Raw genomic sequence first — 23,416 nt, 5'->3', positions numbered from 1 at the left:
ATGACTACGGCCGACAACGAGCACCGCGACTACATTCCGCTCTACGACGAATACGACTACGACATCGATGAGGTTGCGGGCGCACTGCCCGAAGATTTGCGCGGCACCCTCTACCGCAACGGTCCCGGCAAGCTCGACGCCGGTGGGCAACAGCTGGGCCACCTGTTCGACGGCGACGGGATGCTGTCGATGTTCTCGATCACCGACGGCAAGGTCCGCTACCGCAACCGGTTCGTGCGCACCAAGCACTACCGCAAGTCACTCACCTCCACGGGCGCGCCCTATCGGGCACTGGGCACCATGCGTCCCGGCGGAATCCTCGCCAACGCACTGCAATTCCCGGCCAACGTCGCCAACACCGGTGTCGTCATGCACGCCGGTAAACTGCTCGCACTCTGGGAGGGCGGCCCGCCCACCGAAATCGATCCCGATACGCTCGACACGATCGGCGTGCACCGCTTCGGCGGCGCGCTCAAATGGCTCGGCGCGTTTTCAGCACATCCCAAGTGGGACAAGGCGACCGGCGACATGTACAACTTCGGGCTCGCGATGGTCCCCAAACCCTCGCTGGCCTGTTACCGAGTCGATCGCACCGGCAAACTCGGCAAGATCGGACAGGTGAGCCTGCCGCGGCCGATGTTCAACCACGACTTCGGTTTGACACCAAGGCATCTGGTGTTCGTGGTGGCGCCACTGGTATTCCCGATCGGCAAGATGCTCGGCGCCGGGCTCGGTCTCCGTAACTACATCGAGGCCATCGAATACGACGCCGCACGCGGCACCATGATCGCGCTCATGCCCCGCTACGGTGGCAAACCCCGCATCGTGCACACCGATCCACTGATGCACCTGCATGTGAGCAACGCCTACGAAGACCGCACCGACACCGTCGTCGAACTGGTCAACTACCACGCCACCTGGGAACAGCTCAACGGTCAACTCCAGGGCGTGCAAGGCGGTCTGGCCGACACGGCGATGCCCTACGGCGGTACCCTGCTGCGGTTGCGTATCACCCGGTCCGGCCGCGTTATTCAGGAACACCTGTCGGATATGCAGGGCGACTTCCCCACCTTCAACCTGGGCTACACCAGCAGACAGAACCGCTACACCTACCTGGCGGTCGGTCTGGACGGCAGCGCGCACCCGAACGCGATTGCCAAGGTGGACAACGTATCCGGCGTCCAGCAAGCGCACCGGCTACCGGCCGATCACTTCGCCCACGAGGCCATCTACACCCCACGCCCCGGCGCCACCGACGAAGACGACGGCTGGCTGCTGGTCGCCACGCAGGACCGCCCCCGCGCCTTGGCGCATCTGCGTGTGCTCGACGCCAAGAACATCGAGAACGACCCCTGCTACGTGGGCGCGCTGCGCCACCACTTGCCGCTGTCGTTCCACGGCAACTTCACCCCGCGGGCCGCGTGAGTCGTCGGCGGACGGTCCGCGGCGGTCGGTGACGCTGTCATCTGCCGCCGCGCGGCCGAAACGGCAGTTTGCGTAGTCCACGCGCGTCCACCGCCCGCATCAGCGTCGTCACCAACCGCGACCGAGTTCGCGAAGCGGGATACCATAGCGGCTCGCGCGTCAACTCCGGACCCCTCGGCACGGTAATAGCCTGCTGACGGCAGTATTTGCGGATTCCAGCGGCACCACCCCAGCGGGCGCCGATGCCCGAGTCCTTCCAGCCGCCCATCGGTAGTGCGAAGTTGACCAGGTTCGCGAACGCGTCGTTGATATTGACCGCACCGACCTCGAGCCGTCGGGCGATGTGCTCCCCGCGTTGCCGGTCGCCGGTCCACACGGTCGCCGAGAGTCCATACGACGAATCGTTGGCCAGCCGCACCGCCTCGTCCTCGTCGGCGACCTCGATCACCGGGATGGTGGGGCCGAACGTCTCCTCGGTAACGCACGACATCGAATGCTCCACATCGACCAGGACGGTCGGTTCGAAGAAATTCCCTGTTGCGTTTCCACCGGTCATAATGCGCGCACCGCGCGCCACCGCCTCCGCCACGTGACGCTGCACGATGTCACGTTGCGTTGCGGTCGCCATGGCGCCTATGTCGTAGTCGAAACCACGACCGTCCTGCCCCTGGCGTAGCTTTTCGACTTGCTCGGTGAGACTGGCGACGAACCGGGTGTAGATCGGCGCTTCGACATATACCCGTTCTACCGAGATACACACCTGCCCCGAATTGAACAGCCCCCCATAGGCGATGCCCGCGGCAGCACGTTCTACGTCGGCGTCGGCGAGCACAATCGCCGGGTCTTTTCCGCCCAGTTCCAAACTGCACGGTGTCAATGCCGCACCGCACGCGGCGGCGATCTCCCGTCCCGTCTTCGTCGATCCAGTGAACTGCACAAAGTCGACCTGGTCGACCACCGCGCGTCCGGTGTCCGCGCGCCCGGTGACCACGGTGAATACCGGTGGTGCGCCGATCTCGGCCCAGCCGCACGCCAACTCGACCGCGCTGAGCGGCGTGATCTCCGACGGCTTTACCAGGACCGCGGCCCCGGCCAGCAGCGCCGCGAACGCGTCGAAACACGGATTGAGCAACGGCAGGTTCCACGGCGTGATGATGCCGACCAGCGGATACGGCCGAAACACCGTGATCAGTCGCTTCATTCGCCCGATCGGGCTGTGCGGGGCGGGGCGTTCGTCGGCAAGAAATCGTGGCGCGTTGCGGGCCCAGTACTTGGCCAGATCGATGGCGGCCGGTACCTCGATTTCGGCATCGAAGCGGGTCTTGCCGGTCTCCGACTGCACGACGTCGGTCAGCCGAGCGGCGTTGTCGATCAGCCAGTCCTGCCACCGCAGCAGCCACTGTGCCCGTTCGCGTACACCGCATGCCTCCCAATCGGCCTGTGCGGCCCGGAGTTGGCCGACCTCGGCGGCGACCACCGCGCCCGGGTTGTCGGGAACTCGTCCCACCTGCCGCCCGTCAGCAGGGTTGCGAACCTCGATATCCTGCTCGGTGGCCGCAGGATTGACGGTTTTATCCACCCGATGTCCCCTTTTATGAGCTCGGTCGATCAATGCGATGAATGCCGTTGCCGCGCCGGAGCTTTGGCTGGTGCAGCCGGGGAAGCAGAGTCGTCGCCGCTGCGGGGCAGATGGACGAGCATCTTGCCGATATTCCCGCCGCGCATCATGGTCAGGAAAGCCTCGACGGCCTGGTCGATGCCCACGGCCACCGTTTCGGTCACCCGCAGGGAGCCATCCGCGAGCCACCCGGCGGCGGTACGGACCCAGTGCCCGGCACGCTCGGTGTGATCACCGACCACATAGCCGCGCAACGTGATTCGCTTCCGGATCGCCAAGTTCAGGTTGTCCGGTCCCGGTGCGGGATGGTTGTAGCCCGAAATCGCACCACACAGCGCGACTCGGCCGAAGGTGTTCAGCACCGACAGCGCGGCCTGCAGGTGCGCACCGCCGACGTTGTCGAAATACACATCGACGCCCTCGGGCGCGGCCGCAGCGAGTTGCCCGGTCAGATCACCCTGCCGGTAATCGATTGCGGCATCGAAACCCAACTCGGCGAGCAGGTGCGCGGACTTGTCCGGTCCCCCAGCAGACCCGATCACCCGGGTCGCGCCGAGCTTGCGGGCGATCTGCCCGGCCGCCGAGCCGACAGCGCCTGCGGCCCCGGAAACGAAGACGACATCGCCGGCGCGGACGGGGGCGATCTCGGTCAGGCCCACGTAGGCGGTCAGTCCGGTGGCGCCCAAGACACCCAGGTAAGCCTGCGCGGGCGACCGGCGCACGTCCACCATCTGGGTGTCGGCGGCCGCCAGCACCGCGTGCTCGCGCCAACCGGCGAAATGGATGACGGTGGTACCCACTGGGATCGAATCGGCCCGCGAGTCGATCACGGTACCGACCGCGGCGCCGGTCAACGCCTGACCGAGTTCGAACGGCGGCATGTAGGACTTGCCTTCGTTCATCCGTCCGCGCATATACGGATCGACCGACAACCAATCATTCGCCACCAGAACCTGCCCGGGACCCGGGTCTTCGAGCCACGCGGTGACGAGCTGGAAGTTTTCGGACGCCGGTTCCCCTGCCGGGCGGGCGACCAGCTGCCATTCGCGTGTCGAGATGGCCACGTCAGGGCTCCCGGCTCAGCGCCTGCCGATACAGCGGACTATCGGCACTGTAGTAATTGCAGTGGAATCCACTGGGAATGGCGAACGGGATGCGGACCCGCGCCAGCGGACCACCCGACAGGTCCGCGGCGTCGAACACCACCAGCTCGGTTTCCGCGGCCCCGGCTCGGTGGACCAAAGTGAGGGCATACCCATCGAGTTCGTCCGTACCGCCGAGGCGGGGGGCGAAGATCAGTTCCCCCGCCGCAGCACCGTCGCCGAAGTGGTAGAGATCCTCATCACCGCTACGTGTGTCGACGCGCAGCACCGCATCCATCCCGTCGATCCGGCCCTCGACGGAGTGCAGATTGCTGTTCGCGAAGACGAATCGGCTGGGGCGGGTCATGAGCCGGTCGTCGGGTCGCGGGAACTGGATGTCGTGGTCGTCGAGGGTGTCCTCGCGCACCACGTCCGTCGCGGCAGCGGGATCGATGGTCCAGCGGCGCAGACTTTGCACGGAATCACGGTGGGATCGCCAGCGGCCCTTGGTATCCGGGAACAGCGAGGTGCCCTCGGCGGCGGCCACATCGGCGACGATGCGCCCCTCGTCTTCCCACACGTTGGCCTGGTGCATCATGTGGCGGGGCTCGGCCTCGAACCAGCGGACGTCGGCGGCGGTGCCGCGGCGCGGCATCACGCCCAGTTTCGTCGGGCGGTTCCCGTCCCAGGCGACGATCGGGCCGCCGGACATGGCCCGCCGGATGCTGACATCCAGCGGCGTCACCGGGAAAACGACGTAGTTCTCGGTGACGAAGAACGTATGCATCATGCTGTGATGCGGCATAGGAATGGTCTCGGTCTTGATTGGCTGGCCCGCGAAATCGATGATGTCGTAGCGGATTTCGGCAGCCGTCCCTCCGCGGCGCGCGATCGTGCCGATGTTGACCAGTTCCCCATTGTCGTGGTCCACCGTTGGATGTGCGGAGAAGGTGGTGGTGACCACTCCTCCGTAGTGCTGTTCCCCGATGGTGTCGAGGGTGCGCGGGTCCAACTCGACCGGCGGCGCGCCTTCCATCAGCGCCAGCAGCTTCCCGCCGTGCAGGATGATGTTGGTGTTGGCGGTGTTGTATCGCGTGCCCTCGGCCAGCGGGTCGGTGGTGGCCGGATTTCCGTGTACGCCGAAAAGCCTGCGGCCCGCTTTCATCTCGAGTAGCAGCTTGTCGGTGCGTACCCATCGGTTGCGCAGCGCGACCCGGCCGTTGTCGATGAAGAAGGCATAGACCATGCCATCGCCGTCGAACCAGTGGTAGTCCTCGTCCGTGGGTGGGTACAGCGGTTCGGCGCCGTTGCGATAGAAAACCCCGGCCAGATCCGCAGGCAGCTCACCGTCGATGAATAGATCTGGCGCGTCCACCTCCATCCGGCTCGGCCGATGGTGCCCGGCGAGAAACGGACTCGCACGAAAATCAGTGGTCGCCATGATCTCTCCTGAATCCTCGCAGCATCGATACCGCTCGCCGTCCGCACATCGCGAGGAGACTGTATTAGTTAGTGAGATAATTAATTAGTAACACTCGTCACTTCCCGCTGTCAATAACGACGACAACCTGGACCAGGTCAGGTCGAAAAGTCTTTCGCCGCTACGGAGTTCAGGGCGGCCCGGAGCGACAGTCCTGGCTTACCAGAGCCGCCAGTCGAGCACAGGTACCACTGAACGGGATTCACGCCCTCCCCGCCGTCGCACCGGCATCAGGAGGTCAATCGGGCCGCCCGGCATTGCCGGGCGGCCCATGCACTCCGAGCAGCAACGTCTCGAACAGTTCGGTGAGCCGGTCCATCGCGATCGGGTCGGTGGCCGCGGCCGCGTGCGCGAAGCCGTCGACTACCGCGCTGACCAACCGCGCCACCTCGATCGGGTCGAGATCGGCGGGAATGAGCCCGGCGCCCTGGCCGCGTACTACCGCCTCGGCGAGGCCCTCGTTCATCTGCACGCTCAACGCGTCGAAGGCATCGGTCAGTTCGGCGTGGCGGCGAGCGTCGATCGGGGCCGTCGCCACGAATCCGGCCAACTCCGGACGCTCGTGGTTGATCCGCATCGAGACCGTCAACACCGCACGCAGCAGATCCGGAACCGACAGCGCGCCGGCCAGCGCTAGCTGGGAGCGTTCGATGATCTTGCCGTAAACCTCGGCACACACCGCTTCGAACAGCCGCGGTTTGGTACCGAAGTGATAGAACACCGACCCCGCGGTAACACCGGCGACCGCAGCGATCTGACTGTTCGTCGCCGGACCATAACCATTGCGCGCGAAGCAATCAATCGCCGCATCGATCACCCGCTGCCGAGTCTCGACACTGTCTATACCGGCCCGGCGGCCAGGACCGGTCCGAACCTGCTTGCTCCGCGTCACCACGCCATTATCACGCACCCGATTCCAGACCCCGTGCGACGACCCTCGCCTTTGACTCGAGCCATGATCGGCGTAGGCCCGCCCGGCCAGCACAGAGCCTGGCTTGACGCTCGGTCATCGATCAGGCACTGGGCATCTCGACGGGCCAACAACGTCACTTCGGCCATAGGTCACCACGGCGCCCACATTGTTCGACCGATACTCGCGGCAGTACCGGTAGTCGAGACCAGATCTGTGTCTTCCGTCGACTTTTCGATCGTGCGAGTTATTCACAAGAAGGACAAAGCGTCATACGGCATCCCATGCGCTCGCGTGGCTCATCCCGCCACGATCATCGAGCCCGGGCACTGGTCGCGCCACACCCTGTAGGCGCTCGAATTGTCTATGCCACAGCATTTTTCGCCGTAAAGTGGAATAAGCGTCAGCCGTGCTCAAGGGGTGGTGGTCACGGCGGAGTCGGCGCGAACGGTTCACCGAGCACTTGTGTGCCGGTGGCCGTGCTGAACGACGAACTGCAGAGGTTGTCGTGTTGATCGATCCCCACCGGGAGCCGGTGTGCGCGGTGGTTGTCGCCGTGCTCACCGACCCCAGCAACGTGGACGGTTTCGGGTGGACGACGGCGGTGCAATACCTGCCCAGCGTCGATGCCCGCGGTATGCGACCCGGACCACGCCCAGATCATCCGCCGCTACGCCACCTGGCACCTGCTGTCCCAACTGCGGGGCACAGCCGAACGGACATCCCTCACCACACCCGCTCGACGCCACGCCCACGACCAAGTCAAACAAGCGACGCTGTTCCTGGAATGGCTTGCAGGACAAGGGGTCACGCTCGCCGCCAGCAGCCAATCCAGCATCGATGCATGGCACGCCCAGAACGGCTCTCACTGCCGACGCTGTCTGCGAACGTTCCTGTTGTGGTGCATGGTCGCTGTACCCACTGTCGCCGACCTGACTGACACCGCCCTGGCACAGGCCTGTCATTCCCACTGACACCTCGCGGAAAGCGTTGTCCTGCGCGTTTTCTCACCGGCTGACGACGTCGACAAGAACAAGACTGTTTCTTTCTCGATTGCCCCGGCATCCTGGCACAGCCGAGCCAGCGACAGGAGAACCAGCAGATGCCGACCACACCCAACGCCGACCTGCCTCTGCACCTCGCGGGGAACAATGCACCGGCCACCGAAGAGGTGACGGCGGAGCCGACCGACGTGATCGGAGTGATTCCTAAGGAATTGAGCGGGACCTACTTCCGCAACGGTCCCAATCCGCGCACCGGCTGGTCGCCGCACTACTTCGCGGGCGACGGAATGGTCCATGCGGTCGCCTTGGACGGCGGCCGGGCCCGCTGGTATCGCAACCGATATGTGCGGACCCCCCTGTACGCGCACCCGGGACAGTCGCGCTTGGCCCTGGCTTTCGACCAGACCACGGGACAGGTGGATTACCGGGTCACGACAGCCAACACTCACGTGGTCGCGCATGCGGGCCGGTTGCTCGCGCTGGAAGAAGGTGGCTTCCCCTACGAGATCACCCCAGAGTTGGAGACGGTGGGACCGTTCACCTTCAACGGCGCGCTGCACACCCCGATGACCGCCCACCCGAAAATCTGCCCCCGCACCGGGGAACTGCTGTTCTTCGGCGTCCGGCTGCGTCCCCCATATCTGACCTACTATCGCGCCGCACCGACCGGTGAGCTCCTGCGGGCCCAGGTAGTGCGGGTTCCACGCGCGACGATGATGCACGATTTCGCGATCACCGAAACCTCGGTGGTCTTCATGGACCTTCCCGTGGTCTTCGACCCGGTCGCTGCCGCGGGCGGTATGCCGTGGCGGTGGGACGACGGGCACGGCGCCCGGTTCGGCGTGATGGGTCGCGAGGGCGGGGACGTGCGGTGGTTCGACGTCGAACCCTGCTACGTGTGGCACACCATGAACGCGTTCGAAGCCGACGGCGTGCTCACGGTGACCGGTACTCGGGTGCCGACACTGTGGCGAGAAGGTTCCGACGACATCGGTGGCGGACTGCCCCGGCTGCACCAATGGCGGCTGAACCTGGGCACGGGCACGGTCGCCGAACAGCCGCTCGATGATGCGGCCGTCGAATATCCCCGGGTCGCGGATACCGAGATCGGACAGCGCCACCGTTTCGGCTACATCACCAGCTTCTCCCTGGACGCCGAACCCGAGCACTCGACAATCTACAAATACGATCTCACCGACGACGCGTCGCGCCAGATGCACCGGCTACCCACGGGCCACACCTGCGGCGAAGCCGTTTTCGTCCCCCGCCACGACACCGCGCGCGATGACGACGGATACCTGATGACCTTCACCCACGACCGCGCGAACGGCACCAGCTATCTGGCGATCCTGGACGCCACCGACCTGACAGCCCGACCGGTAGCGCAGATACACCTCCCCGTCCGCGTCCCCGCCGGCTTCCACGGCAACTGGCTGCCCAGCCGCTGACCTTGTCACCACCGAAGGCCGCAGGCGCGCCGGCCGCCACGCGACCCGACACTGCGTGCGCTCCGTCACCGTCATCGTGCGACGCGAGGTGACGACCCGGCCTCCGAGTTCTGAGCGGATGAATTCTCCCGCGGATTCAGTCAGATACACGTACGCAGACGGTTCGTAGAGTGCCATCTCCCGAACAAACGGTTCGACCGCTTCAACCAACGAGTATCCACTGCTGATGAAATCGCCTCCAGAATTCACCACGCGAGACAGACTCGAAGGGCCTCCGCCAGCGCGTGCGTTCGGGGCACTACCGCGTTGGCAAGGGAATCCCGGCCGGTTCAGCGTCCGCTGTCGTGTTTGATCTGCGGAACATGCTGGCCTTCGCTTTGGGCAGCTTCCATCTCGTCGATGGCCGCGACCATACCCTGGTGAAATTGCTCGTCGGTGATGTTGGGGCCGTACTTGTCATACATCGCGATGCCTGCCCGCATGGTGATCTCGTCGCCTTGGTCGTGCTGGCTGGCCATCCTCGCTCCCTCGAGCAGTGTGTCGCCGTCGAATCCTGCGTGACGGCCAACGAATCCGAAGTGGATGTTCGAATACATGTCGTAGTTCACTTGTCGATGGGTGCCGGGCTGCTGGAAGAAAAAAGCGGGATCCTGGCGAGGATCCCCTACCAAGCCGAAATCCCTTGCTATCTGCGGCTTGTGATCCCAGCGCTTTTCCGAACCAACCAGGTCACGCCAGGCAGCGAGAGCCTGAATACGGTCGACCGCAGTGCTCCGTCCGCCATGGCGCGGATCTGAGTATTCCAGCCATTCCAGAAATGATTGCGGCGAGCGCAGGAGCTCTTGGATCTGCTTGACGGAGTCGGAGTTCAGGTTTCGCCGCATTTCGTCGAGGATGAACCTTTCCGCCCTGTTGAAATGTCCTTCGCTGTGCGTGGTTTGGCTATGGCCGACTGCGTCGAACTGGGCTTTCATCGCCGTGCCGAGCGCCGATAGATCCTGCTGCAGACGCGTATCCGCTGCTTCCACAGCATCGGCCGCGGCCACGATCTGGTCTTCCCAGTTAGCTCGGACCGCCTCCCGCTCGGGGGTCGGGTCGCGCCCGGCCGGATGGGAGACGTATACGGGCATAGGTGCGTTGAGGAAGCCAAGGCCGGTAGCGGGAACGAGAAATCCGGCCGTTTCGGCGGAGGCGATGAGGTGGCGCGCGTTGCGTAACGGGGTACTGATGTCCCAGTACCCCTGTTCGAGTCGGCCTGCCGCCCCTTCCAAGGTGTCGACCAGTGCGTTGGCCGTCTTGCGGTCAGCGACGGCCCGGCTGTGCGCCGCCTCAGCGGCCACCCCTTGCCAATCGGACGCGGTGACGGTGGTGACGTAGCGCTCGAACATGCCCTCGATCTGAGTGGCGGAAGTCCTGACCTGGTTGGCGAAATCCAGCAGCGGTTGGGCGTCGTAGTTGTCGAGGTCGCTTCTGCTCGGAGTCATTCCGGGGCAACCCATTCACCGGAGGAGGAGGTGTAGGTTGCGGCCAGGATGTCGGCCGCATTATCGGCCTCGGTTGTGCGGAACTCGATCGTGGCCTGGTGCATGAGGTCCCCGATCTCATGCAGTCGACTCGACAACACGGGCACCAAACCGGTCTGAATATTGTGCGCCAGCCTCTGCATCTCGCCGATTGAGCGTAGCGAGTTCGTCGTGGGATCCAAGAATGTCCCGGCCGGACCCGCGCTAAATGTCAGTCCGGCCGCTTCGCCGCCCAAGCTGTGCAGCGCATTGGACATCATGCCCAGCTTTTCCAGATCGGCTTGCAATGTCATCGATGATCCCCCGTTCACGCGCCGCATAAGCCGCAGCGTCAGGGCCTTTTTCGCACGCGTATACTGCCGACGAGCCTTCCTTGTCCGCCCGCACTGCCGAAATGCATTGTGCCCTATCATTCTCCCGGACAGGCATCAGGGCAACTCGACTTTGGCAAGCGCATCCACGCCGGGAAAAAGCCCCGCTAGCAGTGCTGATAGCCCATCGCCAGCTGATCTCGATACGGCTGCTCGGTTTTCGACGTTGACTCCGCCGACGTTCCCGCCCCCCTAGGTCCGGAAACGCTGCACGTCTGCGGTATCGGTGGGAGTTCGCCAGCGGCAGTGATCATGGCGGTGTTGCGTGCTGGTCGGATCGGGAGACCATTGTTAACCAGCCCATTTGGTCCCGGTCCAAGTCCATCTGACCTGGCGGCAAGGACCCGACACGCCACCGTGGCCAAATAGCAGGACACTCCCCATACCGCCCCAAGATGTCCTAGCCGAACACAAACACTGATCCGCACGTGCGCGCCAGGTGACATCGCGGGCACGGTCTACGACAGCGCGCCAACAGAAGTGGTCAGGACGCGACGGTGCCCGCTGTCGGCGCGGGGGCAGGCCGGTTGCGGACGGTGAACAGCAGCGCGAAGGCCAGAACGAACGCGGCGGCGACGTACCACAGTGAGTGTGCGAACGCGGCCGGGAGGCCGGTGCCGTGGTCGAGGCGGCCGAAGAACACCACCGAGCACAGGCCGATGCCGAGGGCTTGGCCGAGCTGGGTGGTGGTGTTGAGCACGCCCGAGGCCGCGCCGGAGTCGGTTTTGGGGACGTCGGCCAGAATCAGGTCGGCCAGTGGGGCGATGATCAAGCCGAGCCCCAGTCCCATGGGCACGATCGCCACGATGGCCTGCCAGGTCGCCAAGTCCGCGGCGTAATGCACGACGAGCAGGTGATAGCCCAGCGCGCCGACGGCGGCGAGCACGGCACCGACCTGCAGGACGGCGCGACCGAAGCGCGGCACGAGCACCTGCGAGGACACCCCCGCACCGGCCATTAGCGCCAGCGACATCGGCAGACCGGCCAGTCCGGCTTTCAGCGGCGACCAGCCGAGAGCGACCTGTAGGTACAGGGCCCACGCCAGGAAGAAGACGCCGGAGGCGAGGCCGAACATCAGCTGCACGCCCAGGCCACCGGAGAAGGAGCGCAGGCCGAACAGGTGCGGCGGTACTAGCGGCTGGCCGCCGGTGCGGTCGAGACGGTACTGGTGAGCGACGAACAGCGCCAGCACCGGCACCGCACCGACCAGGCACGCGATCGACCAGGCGGGCCAACCCAGTTCGCGGCCCTGGGTCAGCGGCAGCATGATCATGAACAGCGCGGCGGTGAGCAAACCGACGCCGGCCAGGTCCAGGCGGCGGGCGTGTTCGGCGCGGGATTCACCGATGACGGCGTTGCCGAGAATCAGCCCGGCCACGCCGAGTGGCAGGTTGATCAGGAAGATCGGTCGCCACCCGAGGCCGAACAGGTCCCATTCGAGCAGCAGTGCACCGATGATCGGCCCGGCCACGGTACCGAGCCCAAGCACGCCGCCGTAGATGCCGAAGACCTTGGAGCGTTCCTCGTCGGGGAAGATGACGTTGACGATGGAGAGCACCTGCGGCACCATCAGCGCTGCGGCGGCGCCTTGGGCCAGTCGCCCGATCAGCAGCACGTCGGGGTTGGGCGCGATTCCGCACAGCAGTGAGGTGGCGGTGAAGGCGGCCAGGCCGATCATGAGGATGCGTTTGCGGCCGTAGAGGTCGCCGAGCCGCCCGCCGGTGATCAGTCCGGCGGCGAAGGTGAGCGCGTAACCGCCGACGATCCATTGGATGTCGGCGGCGCTCGCGCCGAGGTCGCGTTGCAGGCTGGGGATGGCGATATTGACGACCGTGACGTCGACGGTGTCCATGAACGCCGCTGTCAGCAGAATGGCCAGCGCTATCCAGCGGCGCGGATCGGCCGCGACCACGGGCTGGGTGGAGGTCCCGGTAACCATGGAAGGCTTCCTCTCGTCGTGCACTCGTCGGGGGATTTGACTGCTCGACGATAGGAAGCCAATAGGTCATTCAATGTCCGGTTAGCGGGCCGGTGGCTGCAGATGTGGCCGGGATCTCGGGCACCGCGTCGGCATACGCCGGGGAGGCCGTCACTGGGTGCTGTTGACGGCCCGGTCGAGGTCGAGGGTGAGTGTGAGCGCGTCGAGCACGCTGGCGGGCGTTATCTGGTTCTCGGCCTGCCCGCGCAGCACCGCTAGAACGTGGTCGATCATGGCGGTGTACTGGTCGGCGGGCGGGAGGTCGAGTTCTGTCACGCCGTGGGCGGTGTAGGCGGTGACGGTCCCGGTGGGTTTGCCGTCGAAGCCCATGGTGGAGGCGGCTTCCAGGACACCGTCGGTGAAGGTGGCGGTGTAGCCGCCGCGTGCGCCCCACGGCATCGGCATCAACGCCGACACGCTGTCGCGGACCATGGCACCGGGGAAGGTGAGCAGGGCGTCGATGGACCCGGACTTTTCGTCACGAGCGTGGGTGGCGACGGAAATGTCTTGTGGCATACCGAGAATACGGGTGACGATGTCCATGTCGCTGTGCATGGCCTCGAGCGGCAGCACCTTCAGCCCGAGTGAGGCGCCCGGCCACAGGTGGGCGGTGGTGTTCCACAGGTTCAGCTGTTCGAGCCGACCATAGGTGCCGTCACCGACGGCGTCGAACAGGGCCTGGTTGGCGGGGATGAACCGTTCGAACATGTCCACGAACACCTGCCGGTCGCTGCGCGCGGTGGCGTCGATGACGCGCTGGGCATCGGCGAGATCGTCCGCCAGCGGCAGTTCGACCAGCGCGTGCTTGCCCGCTTCCAGCGCGCGCAGCACATGGTCGGCGTGCAGTCCGATGGGTAGGCAGATGTCGACCAGGTCGAACGAATCATCGGTGAACGCCGCGTCCATGTCGGTGGCGTGCTCGAAGCCGAACTGCTCGGCAGCCTTCGCGGTCTTGTCCGGGTCACGGCCGAACATGACCACCTCGACGTCGCCGCGGGCCGCGTACACCGCGGCGTGGGCTTGGCCGAATCCGGTTCCCAGCAAAGCGATTTTCATCAGTGTTGTCCTCCTGAGGCGTGTAGTGAGCTTTCGTGGCGGCCGAGGGCGTCGATCTCGGCGATGTCGGCAGTGGTCAGCCGCAGCCCCAAAGCCGCGTAGTTCTCGGCGATCCGTTCGGGGTGAACGGATTTCGGAATGACCGGGACTCCGTGGGCGAGATGCCAGGCCAGCACCACCTGCGCGGGTGTCGCGCCGCGGCGCTCGGCCACGGCGGCCAGCGTCGGGTGATCCAGCCGCGGCTGCCGCAGCGGGCTGTGGGCTTGCAGCGTGATGCCGCGATCACGATGCGCCGCGACCAGGTCCGGGTCGTAACGAGCGGGGTTGAACTTGACCTGGTTGACCGCCGGGGCCACGCCGCTGGCGGTGGTGAGCGCATCGATCTGCTCGATGCTGTGATTGCTGACCCCGGCCGCGGCAACCCGCCCAGCGTCGGCGGCACCGAGGAACCACTCCCACACCGCCAGGTTCTCGGCCGGATCCTTCAGCGGGAAATGCATCAACCACAGATCGACGCGGTCCACGCCGAGTTTCTCGATGCTCTCGGATAGCGCACGCTCCTCGCCACCAGGACGGTATTGGGCGTATTTGGTGGTCAGGAATATCTGGTCGCGGTCGATGCCACTGTCGGCAAGCGCGCGGCCGACCTGGGCTTCGTTGCCGTAGAGGCGGGCGGTATCGATCTGGCGGTAGCCCGCCTCGAGCGCACACCGCACCGCCCGGTAGGCGTCTTCGCCCTTGATCTGCCAGGTGCCCAAACCGATCGCAGGGAGGACCGGCCTGGGCGCGTGAGCGTGGGGCATCATTGTCCCGACTTCGTCGAATCCGGTAGCGAGAACAGCCCGAACCGGTTGCCGTCTGGATCGAGCAGCCGGGCGAAGACCAGCCCGCCCGGATTGGACTCCGGCGCGACTTCGACGGTGGCGCCGAGCTTTTCGCCCCGGGTGGTCACCGCGGCGACGTCGGCGGCGAGGAAGCTGGGCATCAGGTAGTCGACGCCATCCTTGCCATGGTCATACATCCCGCCCGAGGGCCACTCGGTGGTGGTGACAATGCTGTAGTAGGGCTTGCCGCCGGCGGAGTCGTCGAATTCGAACTTCCAGCCGAAGCCTCGCCGGTAGAAGTCCTGGGTGGCCGCCGCGTCGGTGGTGCCGATCTCGAACCAACCCATCGCACCCGGCTTCGGCGCGTAGGCGGCCTCGCTCATGGCCTTGCCGCCCTGCTCCATACGCTCGGCGAAACGCTCGGACTTGGACTGGGAGAACAACGAAAACGCGTTGCCCTTCGGGTCGGTGAGCACCGCGAACCAGGTGACGTCGGCGACCTGGGTCGGCGGAATCTGGACGGTCGCACCCAGTTTCTCCAGCCGCTGAGTGTCGTCGGGAACATCTGCGGAGACAATCGACATGTTCATCGTGGTCGGCTGACCGGCTGCTTCCCTGATCGCGCCCATCGGGAACGGCGCGTTCGGTGCGATGATCCGGATGTAGCGCCTGCCATCGACCGAGGAATCTTCGTCGACTTCGTAGGTCCACTCCAGCAGCTCGGAATAGAACTTCTGCACCGATTCGGCATCACCGGTGGCGATCTCGAACCAAACGATGTTGCCAGGATCCATGAAACCCATGATGTTTCTCCTATTCGTATATCGGTGAATCTCGATGCGCGCCCGGGGATCCCGGCCGCGGAGTTATCACATGCGGATCTCGGCGGCGAGCCAGTCGATCGGCTCGCGCTGATGCCGGGCGAACAGGTCCTCGAGCATGTAAGCCGAAGCCAGGGCCCGGAACCGGCCGTAGCGGGCGGTCATGTCGGTGACCATCCGCGCCGGGTCGGCGGTGTCGGTGTCGTAGAGCAGACGCGCGTAGAGCCTGGCGTCCCATGGCGGGATGACATCGAGGCTGTCGTAGTGGTGGAAGGTCTGGAACAGCAGATAACCCACCGAGGTCGGGCCGATCCCGTAGAGCCGCAGCAGCGCCTTGCGCGCCTGGGCGCGGTCCATGGCGCGGATCGCGTCCTCGTCGTAGCCGCCGCCGAGGAACGATTCGGCGATGCGTACCAGCGATTTGGCGCGATAGCCCAGTTTCAGCGCGCGCATCGGCTGTTCACCGGCGGCGGCGATATCGGCCGGCCGCCAGAACACGAACAGCTCTCGACCGTCGAAACGGACACGGCGACCGTAGTTCTCGAACACCGCGGCGGTCATCTTGCTGATCCGCCCTGCGGTAGCCATCTGCAGCAGTGCCAGGATGCTCACCCATTCATACAACGAGAATGCGCAACTGACACGCATGCCGCCGATGCGGCCGATCGGCCCGGCCAGCACGGGATCGTCGGCGAAATGGCGGCAGAACCAGGACAGGTCGGTGTCCAGGTCGTAGCGCCAGGTCAGCTCCTCGACGAGCGAGTTCACCACCTGCTCGGGCACCGGCCGTTCGGCGAACACCGCCAGCCCGATCTCGGGATCGTCGCGAGTTCCCCGGTCCTCCAGGCGGATTCCCAGGTCGCGGCCGTCCCAGCGCAGCGTCTGCCAGTGCACCCCGGGCTCGTGATGGTGGGTGGGGTCGGGCAGGGTGGACGGTTTCGCCGTGGTCGGGTCGAAAGCGAACGGCGCGGGCGGGCTCAGCGTGCGGGTGGCGCACGCGGTGAGGTCGAACCCATTGCTGGACCGGGCCGCCGATATTCTCGGTGCCGCCGACGTCGATGCCTTTGTCTTCGATGCCATTGCTCTCGCCTTTCGGATCGAATCGCGCTGACGCCACCACGGTAGGAAGCCAATAGGACGATGAATGTCCTATTGGTCGCTGGGTGCCGCGGTGCGACCGAGGTCACGGCGCACGTACTGTGCGGTGTAGGAGTTCCGCGCGTCGAGCAGTTGGGCGGGGGTTCCCTCGAAGACCACCTGGCCGCCGTGGCGGCCGCCGTCGGGGCCGAGGTCGATGATGTGGTCGGCGTGCTCGATCACATCGAGGTCGTGTTCGATGACCAGGACCGTATTGCCGGCGTCGACGAGCCGGTCCAACAACCTCAGCAGGGTGTCGATGTCGGACATGTGCAGGCCGGTGGTGGGTTCGTCGAGAATGTAGAGCCCGCCGGACTTGCCGAGTTCCCCGGCCAGTTTCAGCCGCTGGCGTTCACCACCGGACAGGCTCGACAGCGGTTGCCCCAGTGTGAGGTAGCCGAGCCCGACCTCGACCAGGGAGCCGATCTTGCGGCGCACGGCGCGGTCGGTGAAGAAGTCGACGGCCTCCTCGGCGGTCAGGGCGAGCACCTCGACGATGGACTTGCCGCCCAGCGTGTAGCCGAGCACGTCGGGGTCGTAGCGGTCGCCGTGGCAGCGTTCGCACACGGTGGTGACCGGATCCATGAACGCCATGTCCGCGGTCACCTCCCCGCGTCCGCCACAGGCCCGGCACGCGCCCTTGCTGTTGAACGAGAACAGCCCGGCATCAACGGAATTCGCCGCCGCGAAGGCCTTACGGATGGCGTCCATGACACCGAGATGACTGACCGGCGTGGAGCGGGTGGAAGTGCCAAGGCCCGCCTGGTCCACGATGATCGCCTCCGGGTGCTCGGCGGCGAACACCTCGCTCACCAGCGTCGACTTGCCCGACCCGGCCACGCCGGTGAAGACCGTGAGCACCCCGGTGGGAATGTCCACACTGACGTCACACAGATTGTGCAAACTCGCGCCCGTGACCTTCAAATAGCCGGTGGGCGTGCGGATTCCGGATTTGATCGCGCTGCGACGCCGCAGCGCCCGCCCCGTCGCGGTGTCGGCGGCGCGCAGGTCGGCGACGGTTCCCTCGAACACCACTTCACCGCCGTGCACGCCCGCCGCCGGGCCCATGTCGACGACGTGGTCGGCAACGGTGATGACGTCACGGTCGTGCTCGACCACAAGCACGGTGTTGCCCTTGTCCCGCAGCTGGGTCAGCAGCCGATTCATCCGTCCCACATCGCGCGGGTGCAGCCCGACGCTGGGTTCGTCGAAGATGTAGGTCATCCCGGTCAGCGACGAGCCCAGGAACCGCACCATCTTCAACCGCTGCGCCTCGCCACCGGACAGGGTGGTCGTCTCCCGCCCCAGATGCAGATATCCCAACCCGATCTCGTCCAAGCGCCGCAGCCCGGCGATGGCCTGCGCGGCCAGCTGCACACCGAGCGGGTGATCGATCTTGCCCAGCACCTCGACGAGCTCGACGACCTCCATGTTCGCGTAGTCGTCGATGGTGTAGCCGTCGAGCTTGGTCGCCAGTGCCGCCTGGTTCAGCCGCGCCCCGTGGCACAGCGGGCACACGCCCTGTGTGGTGAACTGCTGCACGGCTTTTCGCGTCCGGGCCGACAAACTCGACAGGTCCCGGTTCAGATACAGCCGCTGAAATTTGTCGAGCAGCCCCTCATAGCTGGTCCACGGACCCGACCGCTCGAGTTGCACTCCATCATCCGGGCCGTAGACGAGGTTGCGCCATTCGGTCTCGCTGTAGCGCCCCACCGGCTTGTCCAGGTCGAACAAGCCGGACGCGGCGAACATCTGCCACTGCACCATGCCGGGCGCGAAGAGCGGAAACCGCAGCGCCCCTTCATTGAGCGATTTGGTCTTGTCGATCATCGCGTCCAGATCGACCGTGGTCGTGCGGCCGAGCCCGTCGCATCGCGGACACGCGCCCTCGGGAGTGTTGAACGAGTACGCTGTTGCCATTCCCGCCGACGGCTCACCGGCGCGGGAGAACAGCACCCGGATGATCGAGTAGATGTCGGTGGCGGTGCCGACCGTAGAGCGGGCGCTGCCGCCGATCGGCTTCTGGTCCACCACCACCGCCGTGCTCACTCCCTCGATGCGGTCGACCTCCGGTTTCTCGTACCGCGGCAACCGGTTTCGCACGAAGGTCGGGAACGTCTCGTTGAGCTGACGCTGGGACTCCACCGCGACGGTGGAGAACACCAGCGACGACTTGCCCGACCCGGACACCCCGGTGAACACCGTGATCGCGTCCTTGGGGATCGCCACCGACACCGAGCGCAGATTGTGCTCACGCGCGCCGTCGATGACGATCCACTTCCTCGGATCCCGAGCGACATCCCCGCGGTGATCGGTGCCGCTGCCGGTGGTGCCACTCATACGATCTTGACTCCGAATCGGCGGCCGAGCGCGAACCCGACCGCGGTGTGCAAGTGCGCGTACATCTCCATCCCGCGCGCGGACACCAGCGGCCCCAGATCCACGATGTGTGTCCAGCCGTAATCGTGGAGCAGCTGCGTGGCCACGGCTTTCGCGTCGTCGTGGTCACCGGCGAGGAACATCGTGTGGTCCCCCTCTTCGATGGCCTTCGGGTCGACGACGGTCTCCTGCTCCTGGGTGACGAACACCTTCACGACCTGGGTGGCGGGCAGGGCGCGCTGGATCTGCTCGCCCAGGCTGTCGCTGTCGCAGGGATTCAACGCGGGCATCACCCCCCACGGGGTCGGCCACGGGTGGTCGCGGGCGGGGTTGTAGACGTAGGGGACCGCGTAATCCAGCAAAGGCTTGCCGCGCAGTTGCTCGGTGAGCGGCGCAAGCGTGGCGAGCGCGTGGTCGCCGGAGATGCCGTTGATGATCACCTCGCCGTGGGCGGCGGCCTCGGCGAAGGGCAGCAGAGTGGCCATCGGATGCTGCTCGAGCCACTCCCGATACGGTGGCGTGCCCATCATGTCCGGTTCGGTGCGCGCCAGCGTCGCCGCGCGATCCCGCGTCCCGACGACCACGTCATGGCCGAGCTGTAGCAGTTTCCCGGTGTGCGCGCGGGCACCGGCCCCGGTGCCCAGTATCGCGAACCGCATCGTTGGATCTCCTTTCGCTTGCGTACGTCCCGACGGTAGAACCCCAATAGGTCATTCAGTGACCTATATGCGTGTCAGAATGGGCGTCATGCGTGATCCATCGGCTCGGTTGTTGGCGTTGTTGTCGCTGTTGCAGTCCCCGCGCGAATGGACCGGAGTGGAGCTTGCCGAACGTTTGCAGGTCACCCCCCGCACTATTCGCCGAGACATCGACAGATTGCGCGAGCTCGGCTATCCGGTGCACGCCACACAGGGCAATATCGGCGGCTACCGTCTGGCGGCGGGCACCGCGATGCCGCCGCTGCTGCTCGACGACGAGGAAGCCGTCGCCATCGCGCTCGGCCTGCGGGCCGCCGCCACTGCGGCCGTGGTCGGCATCGAGGACGCGTCGCTGCGCGCGCTGGCCAAACTCGAACAGGTCCTGCCCAGCCGCCTGCGCCGCCGCGTCTCGGACCTGTCGCACACCGAGCTCGTCGACACCCCGACCGGCCCGCCCGTGGACCCCGACACCCTCGCCGCCCTCGCCGCGGCCGCCCGCGCGCACGAGAAGGTCCGCTTCACCTACACCAAACCCGGCACCGAGGCCACCAAACGACTGGCCGAACCGCACCGCCTCGTCGCCGCCGGACCCCGCTGGTATCTCATCGCCTTCGACAACGACCGCGGCGACTGGCGCACCTTCCGACTCGACCGCATCACCGCCGTGCACCACACCGGCGTGCGCGTCCCGGCCCGCGACCTGCCCGACGGCATGGACGCCGCCACCTGGCTGACCCGCTCGCTGCGCCGCACCGTCGGCACCCGTCAAGCGCGCGTGCTGCTGCACGAACCCCTCGCCAGCGCGCAACGCCGGCTCAGTGCCCGCCAAGGCATCCTCGAACCGGCCGACGAGAACACCTGCGTCCTGACCACCTATCCCGACACCGTCGAATACCTCGCCGCCCAACTCGCCGTCCTGCCGGTCCCCTACACCCTGCTCGACCCACCTGAACTCACCCCGCTGCTGCGCAGACTCGCACACCGAGCCCTGGCCGCACTCGCCGACGACCACTGATCCCCGAGCACTGATCCTGTTCGATTCCGACACATCGCCAGACAGCGAGCTCGGTGTATCCACTGGCGCGGGCGCAACGAGGCGCGAAGCTGCCATCAGCGGCTGCCGATGGGTTGCTGGAAGACTCCCGCGAGGATGGCTCCAGCGGTTTGCAGCCACTGCGGCCAGGTCCTGGGGTCCAGGGCCATCGAGCCTTCGTCGTGCGTGCCGCAGCCGTCGGCGGGAAGTCCGGCGAAGCGGTCGGCCAGCCACAGCAACGCGCGAGGGATTCCGATGATCTCCAATGAGATGTGTTCGCTGAAGTGGTCGCGCACATACTGCACCCGCGCTCGGGGGTCGGCACAGTAGGTGTCGACCAAAGCGTTGACCGGGCCGACGGGCGCGATCCAGTCCGGGTTGGCTTGATAGATGAACATGGGGACATCAGGGACCGCGTGACCCATGCGGATGGTGTCCAAGACGGCGGCGGGCACCGGATCGTCGAGGGGGTCCCCCGGAGAGTCGATCAGGCCCTTGTTGTTCATGAACGGGAAGATCGCGGCTGAGTACAGGCACAACGAGTTCTTGATCGGCGCGATCGCCTTGCCGAAGCCGTTCATCCGCTGGTCGAGGTAGGCAGCCAGTTGCGGGTATTCGCGGGCCACCCCGAGGATTCCGGAGAGAATCAGGCCGGAGCCGAGGTTGTTGTTGGACAGGTTGATCATGGCTTTCAGGTCAGCGGGCACCCCGCCCTCGGCCGCGCCGACGATATTGAGTTCGGGCGCGTAGGAGCCGTGCTGCTCGGCGGCGTGGCCGGTGGCGATCGCCCCGCCGGAGTATCCGGCCAGGCCGACCTCGGTGTCGGGGGTCAGGCCCATGGGCGCGAAGCTCTCGGTCGCTCTGATGCCGTCCAGGACAATTCTGGCGGCCAGCGGGCCGGCCGCGAATGCCGAGTTCGGGCCCTCATGGTCGGGCATGGCCACCGCCCACCCGGCCGCGAGGGCGGTCAGGGGTGCGAGCAAGAATTCGAACGGTATGTCGAACTGGCCGGAGATGTTACCCGGAATCGAAGCCTGCTGTAAGGAGTAGGACGGTGCGCAGTATTGGGCGTTGGCGTCCTCGGGGAACTGATACGACAGCAGCGGGCGCGGGCGGCCACCATCATCGCCGCGCGGTTTCATCACCGTGGTAACCGCCGCGATCGGCTCATCGCGGGTGTTGGTGGAGCGGTAGGACAGCTGCCAGGCGTCGATGTTGAGGGGGATGACCGAGTAGAACGCGAGATGGACCTCGCGTGCGGCGATGATCTGGCCCGGCTGCTTGCCGGCGACGACCTCGGGCGGCGGCGAATAGAACTGGGAATCGAATTCTGGCGGTAGCGGCGGTATCGGGAACGGCAATGCCGGTTGTACCGGAACCGGTGGGGCCCCAGGGGTGTCCTCAGGGGCAGCGGTCGCGGCGGGCGTGCCGGCTACGACGGCCAACGCGAGCAGGACTGCCCCGCAGCGATACCTTCCGCGACGCGAGATAATCGGAACCATCGGATCCTCCTGTCGAACTCGACCCGGTCACGCCGGATCGATCAAGGTTGCTGCCAGCGCGCGATAGGCCGGCACAGGGTCCTCGCCCGGCTGGCAAAGCAACTGCAGGCATACGTGGTCGGCGCCGGCGTCGAGGTGAGCGCGCAGCCCGCCGGCAATGGTGCTCGCGTCGCCGTGCAGGGCGAGCGCGTCGATAAGGCGGTCACTGCCGCCCTGGCGCAGCTCATCGCGCGAGTAGCCCAGTCGCAGAAGATTGTTGATGTAGTTGGTCAACCCGAGGTACGGGTTGACGATCACCGCTCGACCCAGCGCCCGGGCTCGCTGGGCATCGGTATCGAACACCACCTTCTGCTCCACGGCCAGCAACGGGCCGGCCCCGAGCAGCACACGAGTTCGACGGGTGTGTTCGGGAGTCGTCAGGTAGGTGTGCGCGCCGGCCGTGCGCGACCCGGCCAGACACACGACCTTGGGGCCCAGGGCCGCGAGCACACGCCGGTCGGTGGGCACACCGGCGGCGTCGAGTTCGTCGAGCCAGCGGGTCAGCGTGTCGTAGGGTCGCTCATATCGCGCTGTTCCCTCCCGATGGCCCACCCCGATCCCGAGCAGGAACCGGCTGCCGTACCGGTCGGCGATGCGGTGGTAGCTGTGGGCGACCTCGTGGGGGGAACAGCTCCAGACGTTGACGATGCCGGTGGCGATCGTGACGTGTTCGGTTGCGTCCAGCAGTGACTCGGCCAGTGCCAGATCACCGGGCGGGGAGCCACCGATCCAGACGGTGGCGTAACCGAGTTGTTCGAGTTGCCGGATCAGACCGATCGACAGCTCGGAGGCCAGTCGCCACACTCCGATCTTTCCGATGTCCGGTCGCATAAGTGGTCCTCGGTTGGGGAATCGACAGTGCTTTCATAAAACCGGCCGAATACCCGCTCGCCATTGTTCGGTGGCCCAACAATTCGCCGCTTGCGCTAGGCGACGGCCCATTGTCCCGACGCACGGCCCACCGGACGACGGACGGTTTCGTCGACTATCCGCAGTCGCGGCACGTATCCGCAGTCGCGGCACGCGGTGATGAACGGCCCTGGCACCGGTGCTGGCCGGGTTCGGAATGGCGGCGGCTTGTGCCCGCG

General features: G+C 66.0%; 18 protein-coding genes. 3 read left to right on the top strand and 15 right to left on the bottom strand.

The features are described from left to right. Entirely contained in the window at positions 1–1,425 is a 1,425-nt protein-coding gene (locus KV110_RS16625; protein WP_218477112.1) for a carotenoid oxygenase family protein, read from the top strand. Between the two features lie 37 nt (positions 1,426–1,462). Here the strand turns inward: KV110_RS16625 and KV110_RS16620 are convergent, their stop codons facing one another. The 4 genes from KV110_RS16620 to KV110_RS16605 form a co-directional block, all read right to left on the bottom strand. Continuing rightward, positions 1,463–3,004, bottom strand: coding sequence for an aldehyde dehydrogenase family protein (locus tag KV110_RS16620; RefSeq protein ID WP_246634584.1), 1,542 nt, complete (start codon positions 3,002–3,004; stop codon positions 1,463–1,465). Positions 3,005–3,033: 29 nt separating this feature from the next. After that, positions 3,034–4,101, bottom strand: coding sequence for an NADP-dependent oxidoreductase (locus KV110_RS16615; protein ID WP_425518168.1), 1,068 nt, complete (start codon positions 4,099–4,101; stop codon positions 3,034–3,036). Positions 4,102–4,108: 7 nt separating this feature from the next. Then, complete coding sequence (locus tag KV110_RS16610; RefSeq protein ID WP_218477110.1) at positions 4,109–5,566, bottom strand: carotenoid oxygenase family protein; 1,458 nt, start codon at positions 5,564–5,566, stop codon at positions 4,109–4,111. Positions 5,567–5,843: 277 nt separating this feature from the next. After that, entirely contained in the window at positions 5,844–6,497 is a 654-nt protein-coding gene (locus KV110_RS16605; protein ID WP_218477109.1) for a TetR/AcrR family transcriptional regulator, read from the bottom strand. 1,120 nt (positions 6,498–7,617) lie between these two features. On the opposite strand from KV110_RS16605, the gene KV110_RS16600 reads away from it, so the two are divergent. Then, positions 7,618–8,967 carry a carotenoid oxygenase family protein gene (locus KV110_RS16600; RefSeq protein WP_218477108.1) on the top strand — a complete coding sequence of 450 codons (1,350 nt, stop codon included), beginning with the start codon at positions 7,618–7,620 and terminating at the stop codon, positions 8,965–8,967. A 329-nt stretch (positions 8,968–9,296) separates the two neighbouring features. Here the strand turns inward: KV110_RS16600 and KV110_RS16595 are convergent, their stop codons facing one another. From KV110_RS16595 to KV110_RS16555, 9 genes are all read right to left on the bottom strand, one after another. After that, positions 9,297–10,451, bottom strand: a complete 1,155-nt coding sequence (locus KV110_RS16595) for a polymorphic toxin type 44 domain-containing protein (protein ID WP_218477106.1) — start codon at positions 10,449–10,451, stop codon at positions 9,297–9,299. Then, complete coding sequence (locus KV110_RS16590) at positions 10,448–10,783, bottom strand: hypothetical protein (protein WP_218477105.1); 336 nt, start codon at positions 10,781–10,783, stop codon at positions 10,448–10,450. The genes KV110_RS16595 and KV110_RS16590 overlap by 4 nt, the downstream gene beginning before the upstream one ends. Positions 10,784–11,345: 562 nt before the next feature. After that, positions 11,346–12,800 (bottom strand): MFS transporter, encoded by a 1,455-nt coding sequence (locus KV110_RS16585; protein ID WP_218477103.1) that lies wholly within the window; start codon positions 12,798–12,800, stop codon positions 11,346–11,348. A 150-nt stretch (positions 12,801–12,950) separates the two neighbouring features. Beyond that, positions 12,951–13,895, bottom strand: a complete 945-nt coding sequence (locus KV110_RS16580; RefSeq protein WP_218477102.1) for a Gfo/Idh/MocA family protein — start codon at positions 13,893–13,895, stop codon at positions 12,951–12,953. Then, positions 13,895–14,701: an aldo/keto reductase gene (locus KV110_RS16575; protein ID WP_218477100.1), complete on the bottom strand. Its 807-nt coding sequence runs from the start codon at positions 14,699–14,701 to the stop codon at positions 13,895–13,897. Before KV110_RS16575 ends, KV110_RS16580 begins: the two co-directional genes overlap by 1 nt. Continuing rightward, the gene (locus tag KV110_RS16570) at positions 14,698–15,522 is read right to left on the bottom strand and encodes a VOC family protein (protein ID WP_218477099.1); all 825 of its coding nucleotides are present in this window, start codon (positions 15,520–15,522) and stop codon (positions 14,698–14,700) included. The genes KV110_RS16575 and KV110_RS16570 overlap by 4 nt, the downstream gene beginning before the upstream one ends. A gap of 66 nt (positions 15,523–15,588) precedes the next feature. Beyond that, positions 15,589–16,620, bottom strand: coding sequence for a DNA-3-methyladenine glycosylase family protein (locus tag KV110_RS16565; protein WP_218477097.1), 1,032 nt, complete (start codon positions 16,618–16,620; stop codon positions 15,589–15,591). Between the two features lie 69 nt (positions 16,621–16,689). Then, a complete protein-coding gene (locus KV110_RS16560; protein ID WP_218477095.1) occupies positions 16,690–19,017 on the bottom strand; it encodes an ATP-binding cassette domain-containing protein in 2,328 nt (775 codons plus the stop codon). After that, positions 19,014–19,715, bottom strand: coding sequence for an NADPH-dependent F420 reductase (locus KV110_RS16555; RefSeq protein ID WP_218477093.1), 702 nt, complete (start codon positions 19,713–19,715; stop codon positions 19,014–19,016). The genes KV110_RS16560 and KV110_RS16555 overlap by 4 nt, the downstream gene beginning before the upstream one ends. An 88-nt stretch (positions 19,716–19,803) precedes the next feature. Between KV110_RS16555 and KV110_RS16550 the strand changes: the two genes are divergently transcribed. Continuing rightward, complete coding sequence (locus KV110_RS16550; protein WP_218477092.1) at positions 19,804–20,769, top strand: helix-turn-helix transcriptional regulator; 966 nt, start codon at positions 19,804–19,806, stop codon at positions 20,767–20,769. A 95-nt stretch (positions 20,770–20,864) separates the two neighbouring features. Here the strand turns inward: KV110_RS16550 and KV110_RS16545 are convergent, their stop codons facing one another. Next, positions 20,865–22,280 carry a lipase family protein gene (locus tag KV110_RS16545; protein WP_423710179.1) on the bottom strand — a complete coding sequence of 472 codons (1,416 nt, stop codon included), beginning with the start codon at positions 22,278–22,280 and terminating at the stop codon, positions 20,865–20,867. A gap of 36 nt (positions 22,281–22,316) precedes the next feature. Continuing rightward, complete coding sequence (locus KV110_RS16540) at positions 22,317–23,159, bottom strand: LLM class F420-dependent oxidoreductase (RefSeq protein WP_218477088.1); 843 nt, start codon at positions 23,157–23,159, stop codon at positions 22,317–22,319. Positions 23,160–23,416 lie beyond the last annotated feature (257 nt).

This window comes from Nocardia iowensis (assembly GCF_019222765.1).
GTDB classification, from domain to species: domain Bacteria; phylum Actinomycetota; class Actinomycetes; order Mycobacteriales; family Mycobacteriaceae; genus Nocardia; species Nocardia iowensis.
Note: the sequence above shows the minus strand (reverse complement) of the source record. Positions and strands in the feature narration are given on the sequence as shown.